The organism is Rhodococcus sp. WAY2, assembly GCF_009859915.1.
Taxonomy (GTDB): Bacteria; Actinomycetota; Actinomycetes; order Mycobacteriales; family Mycobacteriaceae; genus Rhodococcus_F; species Rhodococcus_F oxybenzonivorans.
This window is the reverse complement of record NZ_CP046572.1, coordinates 69841-87143: the sequence shown is the minus strand read 5'-3', so window position 1 is coordinate 87143 and position 17303 is coordinate 69841. Positions and strand designations below refer to the sequence as shown.

At 65.7% G+C, this 17303-nt stretch carries 17 protein-coding genes and 1 pseudogene; 13 read left to right on the top strand and 5 right to left on the bottom strand.

Annotated elements, in window-relative coordinates; genetic code table 11:
* Positions 1-36: 36 nt before the first annotated feature.
* A complete protein-coding gene (locus tag GFS60_RS00415) occupies positions 37-1398 on the bottom strand; it encodes an MFS transporter (protein ID WP_159918502.1) in 1362 nt (453 codons plus the stop codon).
* A 273-nt stretch (positions 1399-1671) separates the two neighbouring features.
* Between GFS60_RS00415 and GFS60_RS00410 the strand changes: the two genes are divergently transcribed.
* The 3 genes and pseudogenes from GFS60_RS00410 to GFS60_RS00400 all read left to right on the top strand — a co-directional run bounded on the left by GFS60_RS00410 (position 1672) and on the right by GFS60_RS00400 (position 3729).
* Positions 1672-2187: a helix-turn-helix domain-containing protein gene (locus tag GFS60_RS00410; protein WP_159918501.1), complete on the top strand. Its 516-nt coding sequence runs from the start codon at positions 1672-1674 to the stop codon at positions 2185-2187.
* 37 nt (positions 2188-2224) lie between these two features.
* Positions 2225-2605, top strand: a pseudogene (locus GFS60_RS40260) (nucleotidyl transferase AbiEii/AbiGii toxin family protein); the annotation flags it as partial.
* A gap of 548 nt (positions 2606-3153) precedes the next feature.
* Positions 3154-3729, top strand: a complete 576-nt coding sequence (locus tag GFS60_RS00400) for a GNAT family N-acetyltransferase (protein WP_159918500.1) — start codon at positions 3154-3156, stop codon at positions 3727-3729.
* Here GFS60_RS00400 and GFS60_RS00395 read toward each other — a convergent pair.
* A complete protein-coding gene (locus GFS60_RS00395) occupies positions 3696-4703 on the bottom strand; it encodes a GlxA family transcriptional regulator (protein WP_159918499.1) in 1008 nt (335 codons plus the stop codon). The two genes, GFS60_RS00400 and GFS60_RS00395, sit on opposite strands and share 34 nt — an antisense overlap.
* Positions 4704-4774: 71 nt before the next feature.
* Between GFS60_RS00395 and GFS60_RS00390 the strand changes: the two genes are divergently transcribed.
* From GFS60_RS00390 to GFS60_RS00380, 3 genes are all read left to right on the top strand, one after another.
* On the top strand, positions 4775-6076 hold the full coding sequence (locus tag GFS60_RS00390) for an MFS transporter (protein WP_159918498.1): 1302 nt from the start codon (positions 4775-4777) through the stop codon (positions 6074-6076).
* A 66-nt stretch (positions 6077-6142) separates the two neighbouring features.
* Positions 6143-7996, top strand: a complete 1854-nt coding sequence (locus GFS60_RS00385) for an AMP-dependent synthetase/ligase (RefSeq protein ID WP_159918497.1) — start codon at positions 6143-6145, stop codon at positions 7994-7996.
* A 38-nt stretch (positions 7997-8034) separates the two neighbouring features.
* On the top strand, positions 8035-8796 hold the full coding sequence (locus GFS60_RS00380; RefSeq protein WP_159918496.1) for a MerR family transcriptional regulator: 762 nt from the start codon (positions 8035-8037) through the stop codon (positions 8794-8796).
* A 61-nt stretch (positions 8797-8857) separates the two neighbouring features.
* Here the strand turns inward: GFS60_RS00380 and GFS60_RS00375 are convergent, their stop codons facing one another.
* Positions 8858-9118, bottom strand: a complete 261-nt coding sequence (locus GFS60_RS00375; protein WP_159918495.1) for a hypothetical protein — start codon at positions 9116-9118, stop codon at positions 8858-8860.
* Between the two features lie 203 nt (positions 9119-9321).
* On the opposite strand from GFS60_RS00375, the gene GFS60_RS00370 reads away from it, so the two are divergent.
* From GFS60_RS00370 to GFS60_RS00350, 5 genes are all read left to right on the top strand, one after another.
* Positions 9322-9708, top strand: a complete 387-nt coding sequence (locus tag GFS60_RS00370) for a DUF5313 family protein (RefSeq protein ID WP_109325471.1) — start codon at positions 9322-9324, stop codon at positions 9706-9708.
* 126 nt (positions 9709-9834) lie between these two features.
* Positions 9835-11457, top strand: a complete 1623-nt coding sequence (locus tag GFS60_RS00365) for an acyl-CoA carboxylase subunit beta (RefSeq protein ID WP_159918494.1) — start codon at positions 9835-9837, stop codon at positions 11455-11457.
* Between the two features lie 23 nt (positions 11458-11480).
* Complete coding sequence (locus tag GFS60_RS00360) at positions 11481-11753, top strand: acyl-CoA carboxylase epsilon subunit (RefSeq protein ID WP_236603331.1); 273 nt, start codon at positions 11481-11483, stop codon at positions 11751-11753.
* A 27-nt stretch (positions 11754-11780) separates the two neighbouring features.
* Positions 11781-13562: an acetyl/propionyl/methylcrotonyl-CoA carboxylase subunit alpha gene (locus tag GFS60_RS00355; RefSeq protein ID WP_159918493.1), complete on the top strand. Its 1782-nt coding sequence runs from the start codon at positions 11781-11783 to the stop codon at positions 13560-13562.
* A 302-nt stretch (positions 13563-13864) separates the two neighbouring features.
* Positions 13865-14266, top strand: coding sequence for a hypothetical protein (locus GFS60_RS00350; RefSeq protein ID WP_159918492.1), 402 nt, complete (start codon positions 13865-13867; stop codon positions 14264-14266).
* Between the two features lie 34 nt (positions 14267-14300).
* Here GFS60_RS00350 and GFS60_RS00345 read toward each other — a convergent pair whose 3' ends face one another.
* Positions 14301-14978, bottom strand: coding sequence for a TetR/AcrR family transcriptional regulator (locus tag GFS60_RS00345; RefSeq protein WP_159918491.1), 678 nt, complete (start codon positions 14976-14978; stop codon positions 14301-14303).
* Between the two features lie 154 nt (positions 14979-15132).
* Between GFS60_RS00345 and rraA the strand changes: the two genes are divergently transcribed.
* Both rraA and GFS60_RS00335 read left to right on the top strand, forming a co-directional pair.
* Positions 15133-15603, top strand: a complete 471-nt coding sequence (rraA, locus tag GFS60_RS00340) for a ribonuclease E activity regulator RraA (RefSeq protein ID WP_109325459.1) — start codon at positions 15133-15135, stop codon at positions 15601-15603.
* A gap of 62 nt (positions 15604-15665) precedes the next feature.
* A complete protein-coding gene (locus GFS60_RS00335) occupies positions 15666-17027 on the top strand; it encodes a dipeptidase (protein ID WP_159918490.1) in 1362 nt (453 codons plus the stop codon).
* Here the strand turns inward: GFS60_RS00335 and GFS60_RS00330 are convergent.
* Entirely contained in the window at positions 17018-17245 is a 228-nt protein-coding gene (locus tag GFS60_RS00330) for an RNA-binding S4 domain-containing protein (protein WP_159918489.1), read from the bottom strand. The two genes, GFS60_RS00335 and GFS60_RS00330, sit on opposite strands and share 10 nt — an antisense overlap.
* Positions 17246-17303 lie beyond the last annotated feature (58 nt).

Genomic DNA, 17303 nt, shown 5'->3' with positions numbered 1-17303 from the left:
TCTAGTTCTCTGCGTTTCGTATGTGCCGGTGAGGGGTCATTTGGCTGCCGCGGTTGGCTCGTCGGAGCCCACCTCCGCCAGGTTCGCGACGTCGTCGATGTCTTCCTTGTCGCGCCGGAAGTACGTCACCGCTGCGGCGGCGGCGAGGGCGAAGAGCGACAGGACGACGAGGCCCATCGTCACCGTGCCGGTCTGTTCCTTGATCACCCCGAAGCCGAATGGGGCGACGAAGCCACCCAGGTTGCCGAGCGAGTTGATGATCGCGATCGCCGGTGCCAGCACCATCGGGTGCAGCGTGCGCTGTGGAATCGACCAGAACAGTGGGCTCGCGCTCTTGAAACCCATCGTCGCGACGCACAGCAGCGGAAGCGCCAGCCATGGGGTGACGAACGCGGCGGCCATCGTGCCGACACCGCCGATGAGCAGCGCGGCGACGAGGTAGGGCTTGTGCCTTCCGGTGCGGTCGGCCGAGCGGTTGGAGAAGTACATCGCGAAGATCGCGCAGATCCACGGCAGCGACGACAGCAGCCCGACGGTCACGTCGTTGGTACCGGGGATACGGCGGATGATCGACGGAAGCCAGAACGTGTTGGCGTAGATCGCCATGGTGATCGCGAAGAAGATGCCGCAGCACACCAGGATCCGCGGCTGCAGAAGCAGCTTCCAGCGCGAACCCGACTCGCCACGTTTCACCGACGCCTCACTGCGCAGCACGTCCTCCTCGGCGATGACGGCCTGCAGATCGTGCTTCTCCACGCCGGTGAGCCACTTCGCGTCGTCGATCTTCGAGTCGAGCAACCGGTAGGCGATGCACCCGACGACCACCGACAGCAGTCCCTCCAGCGCGAACATCCACTGCCAGCCGTGATGTCCACCGAGCCCGTCGAGGGACAGCAGCGGTCCGGACAGCGGTCCCGAAATCGCGGCTGCAATAGAGGACCCCGCAATGAACAGTGCCGTAGCGCGGCTGCGGTGGTTGTTCGGCAGCCAGCGGGTGAAGTAGAAGATGATCGCCGGGAAGAAACCGGCCTCGGCGACACCGAGGAGGAACCGCAGGACGTAGAACATCTCCGGGCCGTTGACGAACGCCATCGCCGCCGACACCAGGCCCCACGAGATCATGATGCGGGTGAGCCACACCTTGGCGCCGAACTTCTCCATGAGCACGTTCGACGGCAGTTCGAAGATCGCATAGGCAATGAAGAAGACACCCGCACCGAAACCGTAGGCTGCGGCCCCGATGCCGACATCGGCCTCGAGGTGGGTCTGCGCATAACCGATGTTCGACCGGTTGAGCTGATTGCAGATCAGCATGACGATGAACAACGGCACGACGCGGCGGAAGATCTTCGATACCGCACTGTCGACCGCCGGTGAGACGGCGAGGGGGAGGGTCATCGGTGACTCCTCTCGGTTTCTGGTGTAACGACGGGGCTACCCGGTGCACGCTGGTTCACCGGCGTGACCTGAGTCATAAAGCCACGCTAGAGCCGCGTTCGATACATGTCCAAGTCAAAAAAAGTCGTGATCAATGTTCATATTGAACCGATGTCCGGCGACGGACATCCTCCACGCGCTCGATGAGCTGGTTGCCGTGCAATCCCCACGCGCGTAGCGTATCCAATCGGATACATATGGCGATAGTTGCGGCTGGAAGGACGGAAACGCAGCATGAAAGGAGCAGCACTTCTCGAACGCGTTCGCCGGGCCGCCGGCCTGAGCCAGGACGAACTCGCCCGCCGCGCCCACACCTCACGACCGACCCTTTCGGCCTACGAAAACGGACGCAAGTCCCCATCCCTGGACACGGTGCAACGACTCCTCAACGAAGCCGGCTACGACCTCGACGCCACCCCGCACATCACCTTCCATCCGGTCCCCGGGGCGCGCGGCCGGAACTACCTCGTCCCGGATCGTCTTCCCCGCCTGCCTCTCGAGCGAGCGATGGCGACAGTCGAGTTGCCCCTGGCCTTGAACTGGTCCGATCCCGGGCGCTCGTTTCGGCTGTCCGACCGGTCCGAGCGATCGCGGGTGTACGAGATCGTCCTGCGCGAAGGCACCCCCGACCACGTGCTGACCTACATCGACGGAGCACTACTGATCGACCTCTGGTCCGAGCTCGTCCTGCCTCGTGACCTGCGCATCGCTTGGACACCGGTGATCGAACAGATTCTCCCCGCCCGATGAGCACAGCGGAGCAATCTCGGCACCACCGGACATCGTCGTGCTGACCGAGTTCCAGCTCGAGGTTGCCCAGCTATTCTTCACCCTGCCGGCCAGCAAGGGCTTCCTCCTGGCCGGCGGCGCAGCACTGATCGCCCAGCAACTGAGCACCCGCCCGACACAAGACCTCGATTTCTTCACCGGCCCCGACCGCGGCGACGTCACCAGGGCTCGTGACGAGTTCGAGCAGGCCGCCGACACCCGCGGCTGGCGAATCGATCGCATCCATGACGGGACCACCTTCTGTCGCTTACTCATCCATGGACCCGAACAACTCCTGGTCGACATGGTGCTGGACTCCGCCCCGGGACTACCGGCAACCGCGAGCGTGGCAGGACCGACCTACGCGCCCGAAGAACTCGCCGGCCGCAAACTCATCGCCCGACCGCGCCGAAGCCCGCGACTTCTCCGACATCTACGCACTCTCGGCCATCTACGACAAACAAACACTGCTGACGCGGGCAGCCGAGATCGACGCCGGGTTCGACCCGCAGATACTCGCCACGATGTTCGACACCCTCCAGCGATTCCCCGACCACGCGATCCCTACCGCCGCCGCCGAGATACCCCAACTTCGTGCCTTCTTCGCCGCCTGGGCACAACAACTCCGACACTGACCACGAAACCCGAGAACGCCCCTCGAATCTGCGACGGGGGTTCACTGTATGCGGATGGGCGCGCAACGCTGGGGCATCAGATGGCGCCCAGCGCCGCTTGGACCGGGTATACCGGCATGTATGGGCGTTATTCACCGATTAGTGCCGCCGCCGACATCCAGCCGGCACCGGCCGACCCAGTCACCCGTGGCCGTGTTCCTCGCCGAAACCCGGGGGAGCCGCAGCGAACTCGTCCGCGCCGTACTCGAGGCCACCCGCACGGTGCGCCACAACGGGCCGCCCACGCGGTCGCCGACCGAGTAGCGTCGCCTGCGTGACCGACTCCGCCGAGCGGACAGACTCAGGCGCCGACTTCGAGTTTCTCCGTACCACCCGGGACCATTTCCCCCAGCTTCAGAAGTGGCTCCGCGAACCCCACGTCGCACGGTTCTGGAACCACGAGACATCGGATGCCGATATCGAGCGGGACTTCGGGGGAAGTATCGACGGCACCGAACCGTGTGAGGATTTCCTGATCCTGCGTGGTGGCCGTCCCCTGGGGTTCATCCAGCGGTATCGCCTCGCCGACTACCCGGAAGACCTCGCACTGCTCACCCCACTCGTCGAGGTACCGGACGGGAGCTTGTCGATCGACTACTTCATCGGCGACCCGGAACACATCGGCCGCGGCGTAGGCACTGCGATGATCAGGGCTTTCGTGGACAAGTGCCGCGCGGACTCACCCGACGCGACAGCAATCATCGTTCCCGTCGTCGTACCGAATCGTGCGTCCTGGCGGGCACTGGAGAAGGCCGGCTTCCGCCGCGTCGGTGCGGGCTACCTCCCGCCCGACAACCCCATCGACGACGGGGCCCACTATGTCAGCAGGCTGGATCTGCGCTCGGTATGAGGAATGCGGCGACCGCGGAACGTCTTGCGGTAGGCCGACGGTGGGACGCCGAGCACGGCACCCATGTGCTGGCGCAAGGACGCCGTCGTACCGAAACCGACCTCGCGAGCGATGACGTCGACGGACAGGTCGGTGGTCTCGAGGAGTTGCCGGGCGCGGTCGACCCGGTGGGTGATCAACCAGCGGTTCGGGGTGGTGCCGACCTCTTCACCGAACCGCCGGGTGAAGGTGCGGACGCTCATGTTCGAGTGTGCAGCCATCCGGGTGAGCGTCAACGATTCCCCGAGCCGCTCCAAAGCCCAGTTCCGGGTGGCCGCGGTGGACTCCGCACCGGCTGCCGGAATCGGCCGCTCGATGTACTGCGCCTGCCCGCCGTCGCGCCACGGCGGGACGACGCATCGGCGCGCCACCTGATTGGCCAGGTCGGAGCCGTGGTCTCGGCGCAGGATGTGGAGGCAGAGGTCGAGTCCGGCGGCGACGCCCGCCGAGGTGAGGATCTGTCCCTCGTCGACGAACAGGACGTCGGGATCGACCCGGACCTTCGGGTACGTCCGTTGGAAGTGCTCGGTGTTGCGCCAGTGGGTGGTGGCGCGCAGACCGTCGAGGAGACCCGCCGCGGCGAGGATGTAAGAGCCGGTGCAGATGGAGACGTATCGCGTGCCGGGCCGGACGAACGCGAGTGCCGCCTCGATATTCGGCGGCAGATGGCCTTCGTCGTAGGCGGGGCCGAGTTCGTACGACGCGGGAATCACGACCGTGTCGGCCTCGGCGAGCAGCTCAGGCCCGTGATCGACGGATATCGAGAAGTCGGCATCCGACCGCACCGGTCTGCCGTCGGCCGTGCACGTCTGTACCTCGTACAGCGAATTGCCATCCGCGTCGTGCGCCCGGCCGAAGACGCGCGAGGGGATGCCGAGTTCGAACGGGATCACACCGTCCAAGGCGAGCACGACCACCCGATGACGTTCGACCATGGCCAGATTCTTTCACATGTTGGCATTCCGGCAACTTTTTCGGCGGGACGCCGTCCCGCAGACTTATCGTCGTGACGTCCGACATCGCGCCACCGGCACCCCCGGCCCGAATAGCCCCGCCCCGCCTGCACTACGCCTGGTTGGTGGCGATGGTCGCTTTCCTCGCTCTGGTGGGGGCGGCAAGTTTCCGTGCTGCGCCGTCCATCCTCATCGACCCGTTGCACGAGGACTTCGGCTGGTCGCGGGCGAGCATTTCCTCCGCGGTGTCGATCAACCTGGTGCTGTACGGGTTGACGTCGCCGTTTGCCGCAGCTCTGATGGAGCGGTTCGGCATGCGCCGGGTTGTGACGGCGGCGCTCGTCCTCGTGTCTGCCGGCAGTGGGCTGACCATCTTCATGACCGCCACCTGGCAGCTGGTGCTGCTGTGGGGTGTATTCGTCGGTTTAGGCACCGGTTCGATGGCGCTCGCGTTCGTCGCCACCGTGGTCGATCGCTGGTTCGTGGCGCGGCGCGGTCTGGTCACGGGCATTCTGACGGCCGGCAGCGCCGCAGGACAGCTGGTGTTCCTGCCGATCCTCGCCGTGCTCGCCGAGCGATACAACTGGCAGACGGTGGCACTGACGGTGTCGTTCGCGGCCCTCGCCGTCGTCCCGCTGGTGCTGATGTTTCTCCGCAACCGGCCATCGGATGTCGGTACGGTGCCGTACGGCGCCGGGCCCGACTACCTCGCGGAACCACCCGCACCGACCGGCCGCGGTGGTGCTGCGGGCCGGGCCGTGACCGTGTTGTTCTCCGCGGCCCGCACGCGGGTCTTCTGGCTGTTGGCGGGCACCTTCGCGATCTGTGGTGCAAGCACCAATGGTCTGGTGGGCACCCATTTCGTGCCCGCCGCCCACGATCACGGCATGCCGACCACCGCGGCGGCGAGCCTGCTCGCCGTCATCGGAATTTTCGACGTCGTCGGGACCATCGCGTCGGGGTGGTTCACCGACCGGTTCGATTCGCGCAAGCTGCTCGGCATCTATTACCTGTTGCGCGGTCTCTCCCTGATGCTGTTGCCGATCCTCTTCGCGAGCACAGTTCACCCCCCGATGATCGCGTTCGTCATCTTCTACGGCCTCGACTGGGTGGCCACGGTGCCCCCGACAGTTGCCCTCTGCCGCAAGCACTTCGGCGCCGATGCGCCGATCGTGTTCGGCTGGGTTCTGGCCTCGCACCAGATCGGGGCCGGCATCGTCGCATTTCTGGCAGGGTTTGTGCGCGACGAGTTCGGTCGATACGACGCCGCGTTCTACGTTGCCGGGGGTCTGTGTGCGATCGCCGCTGTCATGTCGCTGGCCATCGTCGCGAAGACGCCGCGCGCGATCGCCTGAGGTCACGGTTACGCGGCCTGGGCGAATCCGCCTCCCCGACGCCGCCTCGCTTCCTAAGATCCATGTATGGCAGCTCAACGCGCATCGGACGAGGTCGTCGACCACTCCAAGATCGAGAATCGGGCACCGTCGGTGGCCGCAATGTTCATCAATCGGGTAGCCACATCGCCGAGCCACGAGGCGTTCCGCTACATCCGACCCGGGAACGGCGACGAGTGGGTGAGCGTCACCTGGTCCGAGGCCGGTGATCGTGTGCGCAACCTCGCCGCCGGCCTTATCTCGCTCGGCGTGCAGGCCGAGCAGCGCGTGGCGCTGGCTTCCGCCACCCGCTACGAATGGGTGCTGGCCGACCTCGCGGTGATGTGCGCCGGCGCCGCCACCACCACCGTGTATCCGACAACGACCGCTCCCGATGTGGCCTACATCGTCGCCAACTCGGGGAGCCGTATCGTCATCGCCGAGGACGACTCGCAGCTGGCCAAGCTGCGGGACAATCGCACTGAGCTCACGGATGTCGAAAAGGTCGTCTTGATCGACGGCACACCCGGCGAGGGCGACGACTGGGTGATCACGTTCGAGCAGTTACACGACCTCGGCGCCGAATTGCTGGCCGAGAAGCCGGATGCGGTGAACAAGCGGATCGACGCGATCAAGCCGGACGATCTGGCCACCCTCATCTACACCTCCGGGACAACCGGAAAACCGAAAGGCGTGCGTCTTCCGCATTCGGCGTGGACCTATGTGGCGGCCGCGATCGACTCCACCGGTCTACTCGATCCCGACGACCTGCAGTATCTGTGGCTACCGCTGTCGCACGTCTTCGGAAAGGTGCTGCTCGTCCTGCCACTGCAGATCGGCTTCGCCACCGCGGTCGACGGACGGGTCGACAAAATCGTCGAGAATCTTGCGGTAGTGCGCCCGACCTTCATGGGCGCCGCCCCCCGGATCTTCGAAAAGGCCTATGCCCGCATCGTCTCCACCGTCCACGAAGAGGGCGGTGTGAAAGCGAAGATCTTCGACTGGGCCATCGGGGTCGGACTCGCGGTGTCCAGGGCCAAACAGGCAGGAAAGGGCCCATCCCTGCTCGAGTCGGTGCAGCATGCACTCGCAGATCGGTTGGTGTACAGCACGATTCGGGAGCGGTTCGGTGGACGCCTGAAATTCTTCATCTCCGGATCCGCTGCGCTCAATCGTGATGTCGCCCAATGGTTCGACGCCGTCGGCATCAAGGTTCTCGAGGGTTACGGACTGAGCGAGACCAGCGCGGCATCCTTCGTCAACCGGCCGTCGGCCTACCGCTTCGGAACGGTCGGCTGGGCTATCCCCGGAACCGAGACGAAGATCGGCGAAGACGGTGAAATTCTGATCAAGGGCCCCGGCGTGATGAGCGGCTATCACGAGAACCCGGAGGCGACTGCGGAGGCGTTGACCGAGGACGGCTGGTTCCGCACCGGTGACATCGGTGAGATCGACCAAGACGGCTACCTGCGGATCACCGACCGCAAGAAGGACATGTTCAAGACGTCCAACGGCAAGTATGTGGCACCGTCCGCGGTGGCCTCCACCTTCAAGGGCATTTGCCCCTACGTCGGCGAGCTGATCGTCGACGGTGAGGGCAAGTCGTACTGTGTCGCGCTCATCTCCCTCGACGCCGAGGCCATCGGCGAATGGGCGAAACATCACGGTATGGGCGACAAGTCGTTCTCCGAGATCGCGCAGGCACAGGAGACACGCAACCTGATCGGCGGCTATGTCGAAGAGCTCAACGCCGGACTCAACCGGTGGGAGCAGATCAAGAAGTTCCAGATTCTCGATCGAGAATTGACCGTCGAGAACGGCGAAATCACGCCGAGCATGAAACTCAAGCGCAAGGTTGTGATGAACAACTTCTCCGACGAACTCCAGGATCTCTACAGCTGACTTGACCCTCACGCGGCGTCAGGCCCCACGGTAGAGACGTGAGCGAGAAACACACGGTAGGCGTCGTCGCCAAGCTGGTCGGAGTGAGTGTGCGCACGCTGCATCACTACGACGAGATCGGCTTGGTGACGCCGTCGGACCGCACACCCAGCGGGTACCGCAGCTACTCGGATGCAGACGTCGAACGTCTTCACCGCGTCCTGACGTACCGGGCGCTGGGTTTCCCTCTCGAGGAGATCGCAGCCCTTCTCGACGACCCGGCCGTGAATGCCCTCGCGCATCTGCGGCGACAGCACGAACTGCTGAGCGAACGGATCGATCGCTTACACGAGATGGCTGCCGCCGTGGAGAAGATGATGGAGGCGAAAAGCATGGGCATTCAGCTCACCCCCGAAGAGCAGAACGAAATCTTCGGTGCCGACTGGCCGGGTGAAGAGTACGCCGCAGAGGCCGAGGAACGATGGGGCGACACCGACGCGTGGAAGCAATCACAGCAGCGCACGGCCAAGTTCGACAAGAAGGACTGGCAGCGTATCAAGGCCGAGGGCGACGCTCTCGAGGCGAAGCTCGCCGAAGCGATGGCGGCGGGCGTCGAACCCGGCTCGGATCGTGCGAACGCCCTGGCGGAGGAACACCGCGCCGGAATCGCGAAGTTCTACGACTGTGACCACCCGATGCAGGTGAACCTCGCCGAGATGTACGTCGCGGACGATCGTTTTCGCCAGCATTACGACGACATAGCGCCCGGGTTGGCGCAGTTCGTTCGCGACATCATCGTCGCGAACGCCGAGCAGCAGTGAGGGACGGGGTGCGTTTCACGCACCCTAGGGCATCTAGTTCCGAATGCGATTGAAGGCCAATCTAAATGGGCCCCACAACCCGACCCCGGAGGTATCGCATGCCCCACTCGAAGATCCGTACCGCAGTCGCCGTCGCCGCGGCGGCACTCGCTGTCACAGCTGCGACGGCAGGACCTGCCTTCGCGGTCGGCCCCGTGTCCCAGACAAGCCCCGCCCACACCTTGCCGATTGCCCCGCAACCACAGCCGCAGCCGAAGCCGGACTGTCCGCCGGTAGTCAGGGCCGCCGTGCCGCTCGCCAGCTCCGCACCGAACACCGGCACCGGTCCCACGATGCCGAAGCCCTGCCCCGGTCGTCCCGGAGGCGGAACAGGTGGCGGAACGGGAACCGGCGGTGGGACTGGCGGCGGGACAGGCGGAGGTGGTGGGCCCAAGTAACCCGCGCGGCTGACGGACCGAACGGAGCGAACTCGACGGCACACTGCCGTCGAGTTCGTTTCCGCATGTCGGCACTATTCTGAAACCCATGGCCGATCCGCAGCGTCCCAGTCCCAGCCAGTACGTCGGGTATCTGTTCGGTCGCACGCTTCCGGACTCCATGCAGGAATGGGTCCGCAACGACCTCGTGGGTCCCGGCGCCTCCGTGCGGTACGTCCTTCGATTCATGCTTCCGGTCGTCGCAGTGCTGTTGCTGTTCCTTCTCATACCCGGTCCGATCTGGGTCCCCTTGGCGATGATGGCGCTGCTCCTGCTCCCGCTGTTGTACTTCGCGGTCGCGTTGATGAACATCTATCGTCGGCACCGTCTTCTCAGTCACGGACTCGACCCCGACCTCCTCACGGCGAAGGCTCAGCGCCGGGCCGACCGCACCCGAGAGGACTATGAAAAGCGCCATGGCCGTGGGGTGGAGTGACGCAGCACACGTGAGCGATCGATAAGTAGTGCGTTAAAGTGGCGACGTCCGAGTGGTAGCCCCACGAGCCGCGCACCCCTGAGGGTGACCGCAGGTTCCGACAGCCTCGACGGGAAGCAGTTCTAGATGACAGTCACAGATTCGGCGGTTACGCCCGATATTCACACGACCGCGGGAAAGCTCGCCGACCTGCGTAATCGTCAGGCCGAGGCGCAGCACCCCAGCGGTGAAGCAGCGGTCGAGAAGGTCCACGCCAAGGGCAAGCTCACCGCCCGCGAACGCATCACCGCATTGTTGGACGACGGCAGCTTCGTCGAACTCGACGCCCTCGCCCGCCACCGCAGCGTGAACTTCGGCCTCGCCGACAACCGCCCCGTCGGCGACGGCGTCGTCACCGGCTACGGCACCATCGACGGCCGCGACGTGTGCGTCTTCTCCCAGGACGCCACCGTCTTCGGCGGCTCCCTCGGCGAAATCTACGGCGAAAAAATCGTCAAGGTCATGGACCTCGCCCTCAAGACCGGCCGCCCCCTGATCGGCATCAACGAAGGCGCCGGCGCCCGCATCCAGGAAGGCGTCGTCTCCCTCGGGTTATACGGCGAAATCTTCCACCGCAACGTCCAGGCCTCCGGCGTGATCCCACAGATCTCGCTGATCATGGGCCCCGCCGCCGGCGGCCACGTCTACTCCCCCGCCCTCACCGACTTCGTCGTGATGGTCGATAAAACCTCCCAGATGTTCGTCACCGGCCCCGACGTGATCAAAACCGTCACCGGCGAAGACGTCACCATGGAAGACCTCGGCGGCGCACACACCCACATGGTCAAATCCGGCGTCGCCCACTACGTCGCCTCCGGCGAACAAGACGCCCTGGATTACGTCAAGGACCTGCTGTCCTACCTGCCCAGCAACAACCAGGCCGCCGCCCCCCGCACCCAGCCCACCGACCCGATCCCCGGCGCCATCGAAGACTTCCTCACCGACGAGGACCTCGAACTCGACACCCTGATCCCGGACTCGGCGAACCAGCCCTACGACATGCACGAGGTGATCCGCCGGATCCTCGACGACGACGAATTCCTCGAAGTCCAGGCCGAACGCGCCGGCAACATCGTCGTCGGCTTCGGCCGCGTCGACGGCCGCAGTGTCGGGATCGTCGCGAACCAGCCCACCGTCTTCGCCGGCTGCCTCGACATCGACGCCTCCGAAAAAGCCGCCCGCTTCGTGCGCACCTGCGACGCGTTCAACGTCCCGATCATCACCCTCGTCGACGTCCCGGGCTTTCTGCCCGGCACCGACCAGGAGTTCAACGGCATCATCCGCCGCGGCGCGAAACTGCTCTACGCCTACGGCGAGGCCACCGTCGGGAAGATCACCGTGATCACCCGCAAAGCCTACGGCGGCGCCTACGACGTGATGGGCTCCAAACACATGGGCGCCGACGTCAACCTGGCCTGGCCCACCGCCCAGATCGCCGTCATGGGCGCCTCCGGCGCCGTCGGCTTCGTCTACCGCAAACGCCTCCTCGAGGCCGCCAAGAACGGCGACGACGTCGACGCACTGCGCCTGCAACTGCAACGCGAATACGAAGACACCCTCGTCAACCCCTACGTCGCCGCCGAACGCGGCTACGTCGACGCCGTCATCCCGCCCTCCCACACCCGCGGACAGATCGTGGCCGCCCTGCGCCTCCTCGAACGCAAAATGGTCACCCTCCCGCCCAAGAAGCATGGAAACATTCCGCTATGAGCGGCGGCGAATCATTCGGCACTATGACCGCCGAACTTGTGGTCGACGAGGTGTTCGACGAGATCGCGTCGGGAGTCGCGATGACCGAACAGGCACCGGCGGCGCCGGTCGTGACGTTCCGGGGGAACCCGAGCGATACGGACATCGCCGCGGTGCTGGCGGTCTTCGCGGCACTCGCCTCGGCGGGCTCCACCGCGGACGCTCCCGTTTCCGACGAAGACCCGTGGGGCACACCAGCTCTCATCCTGCGCCGACAGGTGGCCGCCGCCGCGGTACTAGTCAACGCAGGCTACTGACACTTGCAGAAAAGGGAAGACATTTCGATGAGTAGTGCACGTATTTCCAAGGTGCTCGTCGCGAACCGCGGTGAGATTGCAGTGCGGGTGATCCGGGCCGCCGCCGATGCCGGGTACACCAGTGTCGCGGTCTACGCCGAACCCGACGCCGATGCCCCGTTCGTGCGCCTGGCCGACGAAGCGTTCGCGTTGGGTGGGCAGACCTCCGCCGAATCGTATCTGGTGTTCGACAAAATCCTCGACGCCGCCGCGAAGTCCGGTGCCGATGCCATCCACCCCGGCTACGGCTTCCTCTCCGAGAACGCCGACTTCGCCCAGGCCGTGATCGACGCCGGCCTGATCTGGATCGGCCCCTCCCCGCAATCGATCCGCGACCTCGGCGACAAGGTCACCGCCCGGCACATCGCCGAAAAAGCGAAGGCCCCGATGGCCGCCGGCACCAAAGACCCGGTCAAAAACGCCGACGAGGTCGTCGCGTTCGCGAAGGAATACGGGGTTCCGGTCGCGATCAAGGCCGCGTTCGGCGGCGGCGGCCGCGGCATGAAGGTCGCGCACACCATCGAAGAAATCCCCGAACTGTTCGACTCCGCCACCCGCGAGGCCGTCGCCGCGTTCGGCCGCGGGGAATGCTTCGTCGAACAATATCTGGACAAGGCCCGCCACGTCGAAGCCCAGGTCATCGCCGATCAGCACGGCAACGTCATCGTCGCCGGCACCCGCGACTGCTCCCTGCAGCGCCGCTTCCAGAAACTCGTCGAGGAGGCCCCCGCCCCGTTCCTCACCGACGACCAACGCAACCGGATCCACACCTCCGCCAAGGCCATCTGCAAAGAGGCCGGCTACTACGGCGCCGGCACCGTCGAATACCTGGTCCAGGGCGATACCGTCTCCTTCCTCGAGGTCAACACCCGCCTGCAGGTCGAACACCCGGTCACCGAGGAAACCGCCGGCATCGACCTGGTGCTGCAACAGTTCAAGATCGCCAACGGCGAGAAACTCGACATCCTCGAGGACCCCACCCCCCGCGGGCACGCCTTCGAGTTCCGGATCAACGGTGAGGACGCCGGCCGCGGGTTCCTGCCCGCCCCCGGCCCGGTCACCAAGTTCGTCCCGCCCACCGGCCCCGGTGTGCGGATGGACTCCGGTGTGGAAACCGGGTCGGTGATCGGCGGCCAGTTCGACTCGATGCTCGCCAAACTCATCGTCACCGGCGCCACCCGCGACGAGGCCCTCGCCCGCGCCCGCCGCGCCCTCGCCGAATTCCAGGTCGAGGGGCTGGCCACGGTCATCCCGTTCCACCGGGCCATCGTCTCCGACCCCGCGTTCATCGGTGACGGCACCGGCTTCGACGTCTACACCAAGTGGATCGAAACCGAGTGGAACAACCAGATCGAACCGTTCACCGGCGGCCAACCGGTCGACGAGGACGACTCTCTGCCCCGGCAGAACGTGGTCGTCGAGGTCGGCGGCCGCCGCGTCGAGGTGTCCCTGCCCGGCCAGTTCAGCCTCGGCGCCCCCACCACCGGCGGTAATGGTGCCGTCCGGAAGAAGCCGAAGGCCCGCACCCGCGGCGGCGCCGGTGGCGGTGCCGCCTCCGGTGACGCCGTCACCGCCCCGATGCAGGGCACCGTCGTCAAGGTCGCCGTCGAGGAAGGCCAACAAGTCGCCGAGGGCGACCTCATCGCCGTCCTCGAGGCCATGAAGATGGAAAACCCGGTCAACGCCCACAAGGCCGGCATCGTCACCGGCCTGACCGTCGAACCCGGCGCCGCCATCACCCAAGGCACCGTCCTCGCCGAGCTGAAATAGCTTGTGAGTACTTCTCAGCCCGTTGTTGAGAAGTACTCACGGGTGGCGGCCGTGGACAGCGGCCGCCACCCCGGTACAAGGTCGCGAAAGCGGACACCTTCCCCGAAACGCCCCATGCGCAGCGCACTCCGGGTATGAAGAGCACGGATACCGCCTCACCTTCAAGAGTTTTCGGGTGCGATGATCCGGAAACTCCTGCGGTCGAACTGTTCTCGAACACGCGGTGAAGATCCATCGACTCACCCCTTCCCTGCCGTAACGTGACTGCGGTCTGAGACGCCGTCGACAGGAAGGGATCGTGCATGAACTTCTCGCGAGCGACCATGACCATTGCCGCGTTGGCCGGTGCGGCCACGGTAGGGCTGGCTCCCACAGCAACCGCAGCCACCGCATACCAGATCAACGTTCTGCCCCCGATCGGCACCGTCTACGCCAACAACCTCGTGACGCTCGGCGTACTCGTGATGCCGACACCGACCGGCGAAGACGGCACCACACCGGTCCTTCTCGAACTCACGGAACCAGACGGTGACGTGACGACCCGGACCCTTCCCCTCACGCTCGGTGGCGCCACGGTCGCAACCCGCGTCCATGAGGCCGGCCGATACGTCGCCGAGTTCACCTACGACCCACCCAACAGCGACGAACCGGCCACCACTACAACAGAATTCGACGTCGTCGAGGGACCGAGTCTGGGTTCCTAGATCGGATTCGGGCCGAAGCCAGGGGCACCGCCGGTCACACTTCGGCGGTGCGCCTGCGCTTCGGTTTGGTGGGGGCTACCGTGGATCCGACGGTCTTCATGGCGATCTCTACATACTTGCGGGCCACGGCGTCCGGGGTCAGCTTGCCTTCGGCGTGGTACCACCGCGGAATAGACTGGCACATCCCGAGCAGCGCCCGCGTGGTCTCCGCGGCATCGGCGACGTCGAAGAGCTCCCGCTTCTTGCCTTCCTTGACGATCTCGAGGACCAGTTCTTCGACACCCTTGCGGACCGTGCTGTACCGCTGCCGGTTCTCCGGGCTCAGGTAGCGCACCTCGCTTTCAAGCGCCGCCAGACGGGATCGCATGGTCATCCGCAGCACGATTGCCTCGATGACATTGGCGAGTCGCTGAACGGGGTCGTCCCCGCCGTCGGCACTCGCCGCGTGCGCCCGTTCCAGCACGTCGCTGGTGGAAAGCTCCAGGAGAGCGAGGAGAACGGCTTCCTTGTTTTCGTGGTGGTAGTAAAGAGCGGGTACCGTGACACCGACTCGGCGGGCGATGTCCCGTACCGAGGTGCCGTGGAAGCCGTGTTCGTAGAATGCGTCGAGAGAGGCGCTGAGGATCGGCGTCAACTTCGTGGGTTCGAGGCGGCGCCAGTCTGCTGCATTGCCGACCACGGTGGGCGTCGCACCCTTGGATGAGCTGACCATGATGACCTATCTACCGCTCGCTATGCCAGGACGCGTCAAGTGTAGCTGTTGCGGTACTACGCCAAGGGCTGCAGCGAGGGGGCCCGGTGGTGCCTGTCATGGCAATGGTCACGGCACGCGCTCGCCGCAGAGTCGTCCCACTATCCTGACGCCTATGACTGAACCCGTGGCAACCGCAGACCTGGCAGACGAGATCGGCCCCGACATCCGAAGCTGCGACACGCAGTTCCTCCAGTTCGGTGGGCGCGACGTGTTCTCCGGACCGATCACCACGATCAAGTGCTTCCAGGACAACCTGCTGGTCAAGCAGACGCTGAGCGAGCCGGGCAACGGTGGAGTACTGGTCGTCGACGGCGGCGCCAGCATCCATACGGCACTGGTCGGAGACATCATCGCCGGCCGCGGCGTCGACAACGGCTGGGCCGGGGTGATCGTCAACGGTGCGGTTCGCGACTCGGCGATCCTGAAGACCCTCGACATCGGCGTCAAGGCGCTGGGCACTAATCCCCGCAAGAGCACCCAGACCGGATCCGGCGAGAAGAACGTTCCCCTCGAAATCGGCGGAGTGACCTTCAACCCCGGCGAGACCGTGTACAGCGATCAGGACGGTGTCGTCGTTCGCTGACCGACCGCTGATCGCGCGAGTGACCGGCCCTGACGTAGAGACCCATCCCCGAGGAGGCGTTGATGTCGGACGACATTCGTACCAAGGTCGCAGAGCTGATGCCTACGGCTAGGGACGAACTGGCGGCGCTCGTCGCCCTGCGTTCGGTGGCCGATCCACGGCAATTCCCGCTCGAGGAGTGCCGCCGCGCGGCCGAATGGGTGAAGGACGCGTTTCTCGGGGCGGGGGTGGGGTCCGTCGATCTCCTGGAGACGTCCGACGGATCCCTCGCCGTGGTCGGCCACGAGCCGGCGCCTCCGGGCGCACCCACCGTCCTGCTGTACTGCCACTACGATGTTCAGCCGCCCGGCGACGAGACACTGTGGCACAGCGAGCCGTTCACGCTGACCGAACGTGACGGCCGCTGGTACGGGCGCGGCGCTGCGGACTGCAAGGGCAACCTCGTCATGCACCTGCTGGCGCTGCGAGCACTCGGCACCCCCTTCCCGGTCGGGATCCGCATCGTCGCCGAAGGTTCCGAGGAAATGGGCACCGGCGGGCTGGAGAATCTCGTCGAAGAACGGCCGGAGTTGTTCGCCGCCGACATGATCCTCATCGGCGACACCGGCAATTCCGAAGCCGGAAATCCCACCGTCACCACCACCCTGCGCGGAATAGCGAACGTCGTCGTGCACGTGGAAACCCTGGCCGGTGAAGTTCATTCGGGGATGTTCGGTGGTCCCGCCCCCGACGCGGTGGCGGCCCTCGTCCAGATGCTGTCGACGCTGCGCGACCGGGACGGGAACACGGTGGTCGACGGCCTCGCATCGGACCAGACCTGGACAGGGGTCGACTACCCCGCCGAGCGGTTCCGTGCCGACGCCGGCGTCCTGGACGGGGTCGGGCTCGCCGGTACGGGCTCGGTCGCCGACGCGGTGTGGGCGAGACCCGCGCTGACCGTGCTCGGCATCGACTGCCCACCGGTGGTCGGATCGGCCGCAGCCGTCGCGCCCCGGGCATCGGCCCGGCTGAACCTGCGGGTGCCGCCCGGAATGGATCCCCTGGAAGCGCAGGACGCCCTGGTCAAGCACCTCGAGAACGCCGCGCCGTGGGGTGCGCGAGTGACGGTGGACCGTGAAGCGGTGGGCTCACCGTTCCGGGCAACGACCGACGGCCCCGGCTACGCCGCCCTCGGCAAGGCGATGGAAGAGGCCTTCGGCAAGCCGATGGGATCCGTCGGCCAAGGCGGCTCGATCCCGTTGTGCAACGTCTTGGCCGACATGATCCCGAACGCCGAGATCGCCCTGATCGGGGTGGAGGAACCGCGCAGCCGGATCCACGCGCCCGACGAGAGCGTCGATCCCGGCGAGATCGAGAAACTCGCCGTCGCCGAAGCGACGTTCCTGCAGCGGTTCGCGGCCGACACCGCCCGGCGTCAGGCCTGAGAACTCACCTGCGCCGTCATCCCCCCGATCTCGACGACGTCACCGTCACGAAGCTGCCGCCCGCGGCGGACCTCGACTTCGCCGTTCACCGACACCAGACCGTCAGCGATCACCTCTTTGGCCTCGGCCCCCGACTCGATGAGGTTGGCGAGCTTGAGGAACTGGCCGAGACGAATGGATTCGTCGCGGATCGGCACGGCTTCGTGAATGTCGGACATGCCTCTATCTTCCCTCTTCACCACGAACAGCGGTCCGACGCATCACACTAGGACACAG

Excerpts from the sequence above, each read along its gene's own strand:
- GFS60_RS00385 (WP_159918497.1), top strand. The coding sequence starts at position 6,143 with ATGGCAGCTCAACGCGCATCGGACGAGGTCGTCGACCACTCCAAGATC.
- rraA (WP_109325459.1), top strand. The coding sequence starts at position 15,133 with ATGACTGAACCCGTGGCAACCGCAGACCTGGCAGACGAGATCGGCCCC.
- GFS60_RS00345 (WP_159918491.1), bottom strand. The coding sequence starts at position 14,978 with ATGGTCAGCTCATCCAAGGGTGCGACGCCCACCGTGGTCGGCAATGCA.
- GFS60_RS00365 (WP_159918494.1), top strand. The coding sequence starts at position 9,835 with ATGACAGTCACAGATTCGGCGGTTACGCCCGATATTCACACGACCGCG.
- GFS60_RS00395 (WP_159918499.1), bottom strand. The coding sequence starts at position 4,703 with ATGGTCGAACGTCATCGGGTGGTCGTGCTCGCCTTGGACGGTGTGATC.
- GFS60_RS00330 (WP_159918489.1), bottom strand. The coding sequence starts at position 17,245 with ATGTCCGACATTCACGAAGCCGTGCCGATCCGCGACGAATCCATTCGT.
- GFS60_RS00350 (WP_159918492.1), top strand. The coding sequence starts at position 13,865 with ATGAACTTCTCGCGAGCGACCATGACCATTGCCGCGTTGGCCGGTGCG.
- GFS60_RS00360 (WP_236603331.1), top strand. The coding sequence starts at position 11,481 with ATGACCGCCGAACTTGTGGTCGACGAGGTGTTCGACGAGATCGCGTCG.
- GFS60_RS00355 (WP_159918493.1), top strand. The coding sequence starts at position 11,781 with ATGAGTAGTGCACGTATTTCCAAGGTGCTCGTCGCGAACCGCGGTGAG.
- GFS60_RS00410 (WP_159918501.1), top strand. The coding sequence starts at position 1,672 with ATGAAAGGAGCAGCACTTCTCGAACGCGTTCGCCGGGCCGCCGGCCTG.
- GFS60_RS00415 (WP_159918502.1), bottom strand. The coding sequence starts at position 1,398 with ATGACCCTCCCCCTCGCCGTCTCACCGGCGGTCGACAGTGCGGTATCG.
- GFS60_RS00370 (WP_109325471.1), top strand. The coding sequence starts at position 9,322 with ATGGCCGATCCGCAGCGTCCCAGTCCCAGCCAGTACGTCGGGTATCTG.
- GFS60_RS00335 (WP_159918490.1), top strand. The coding sequence starts at position 15,666 with ATGTCGGACGACATTCGTACCAAGGTCGCAGAGCTGATGCCTACGGCT.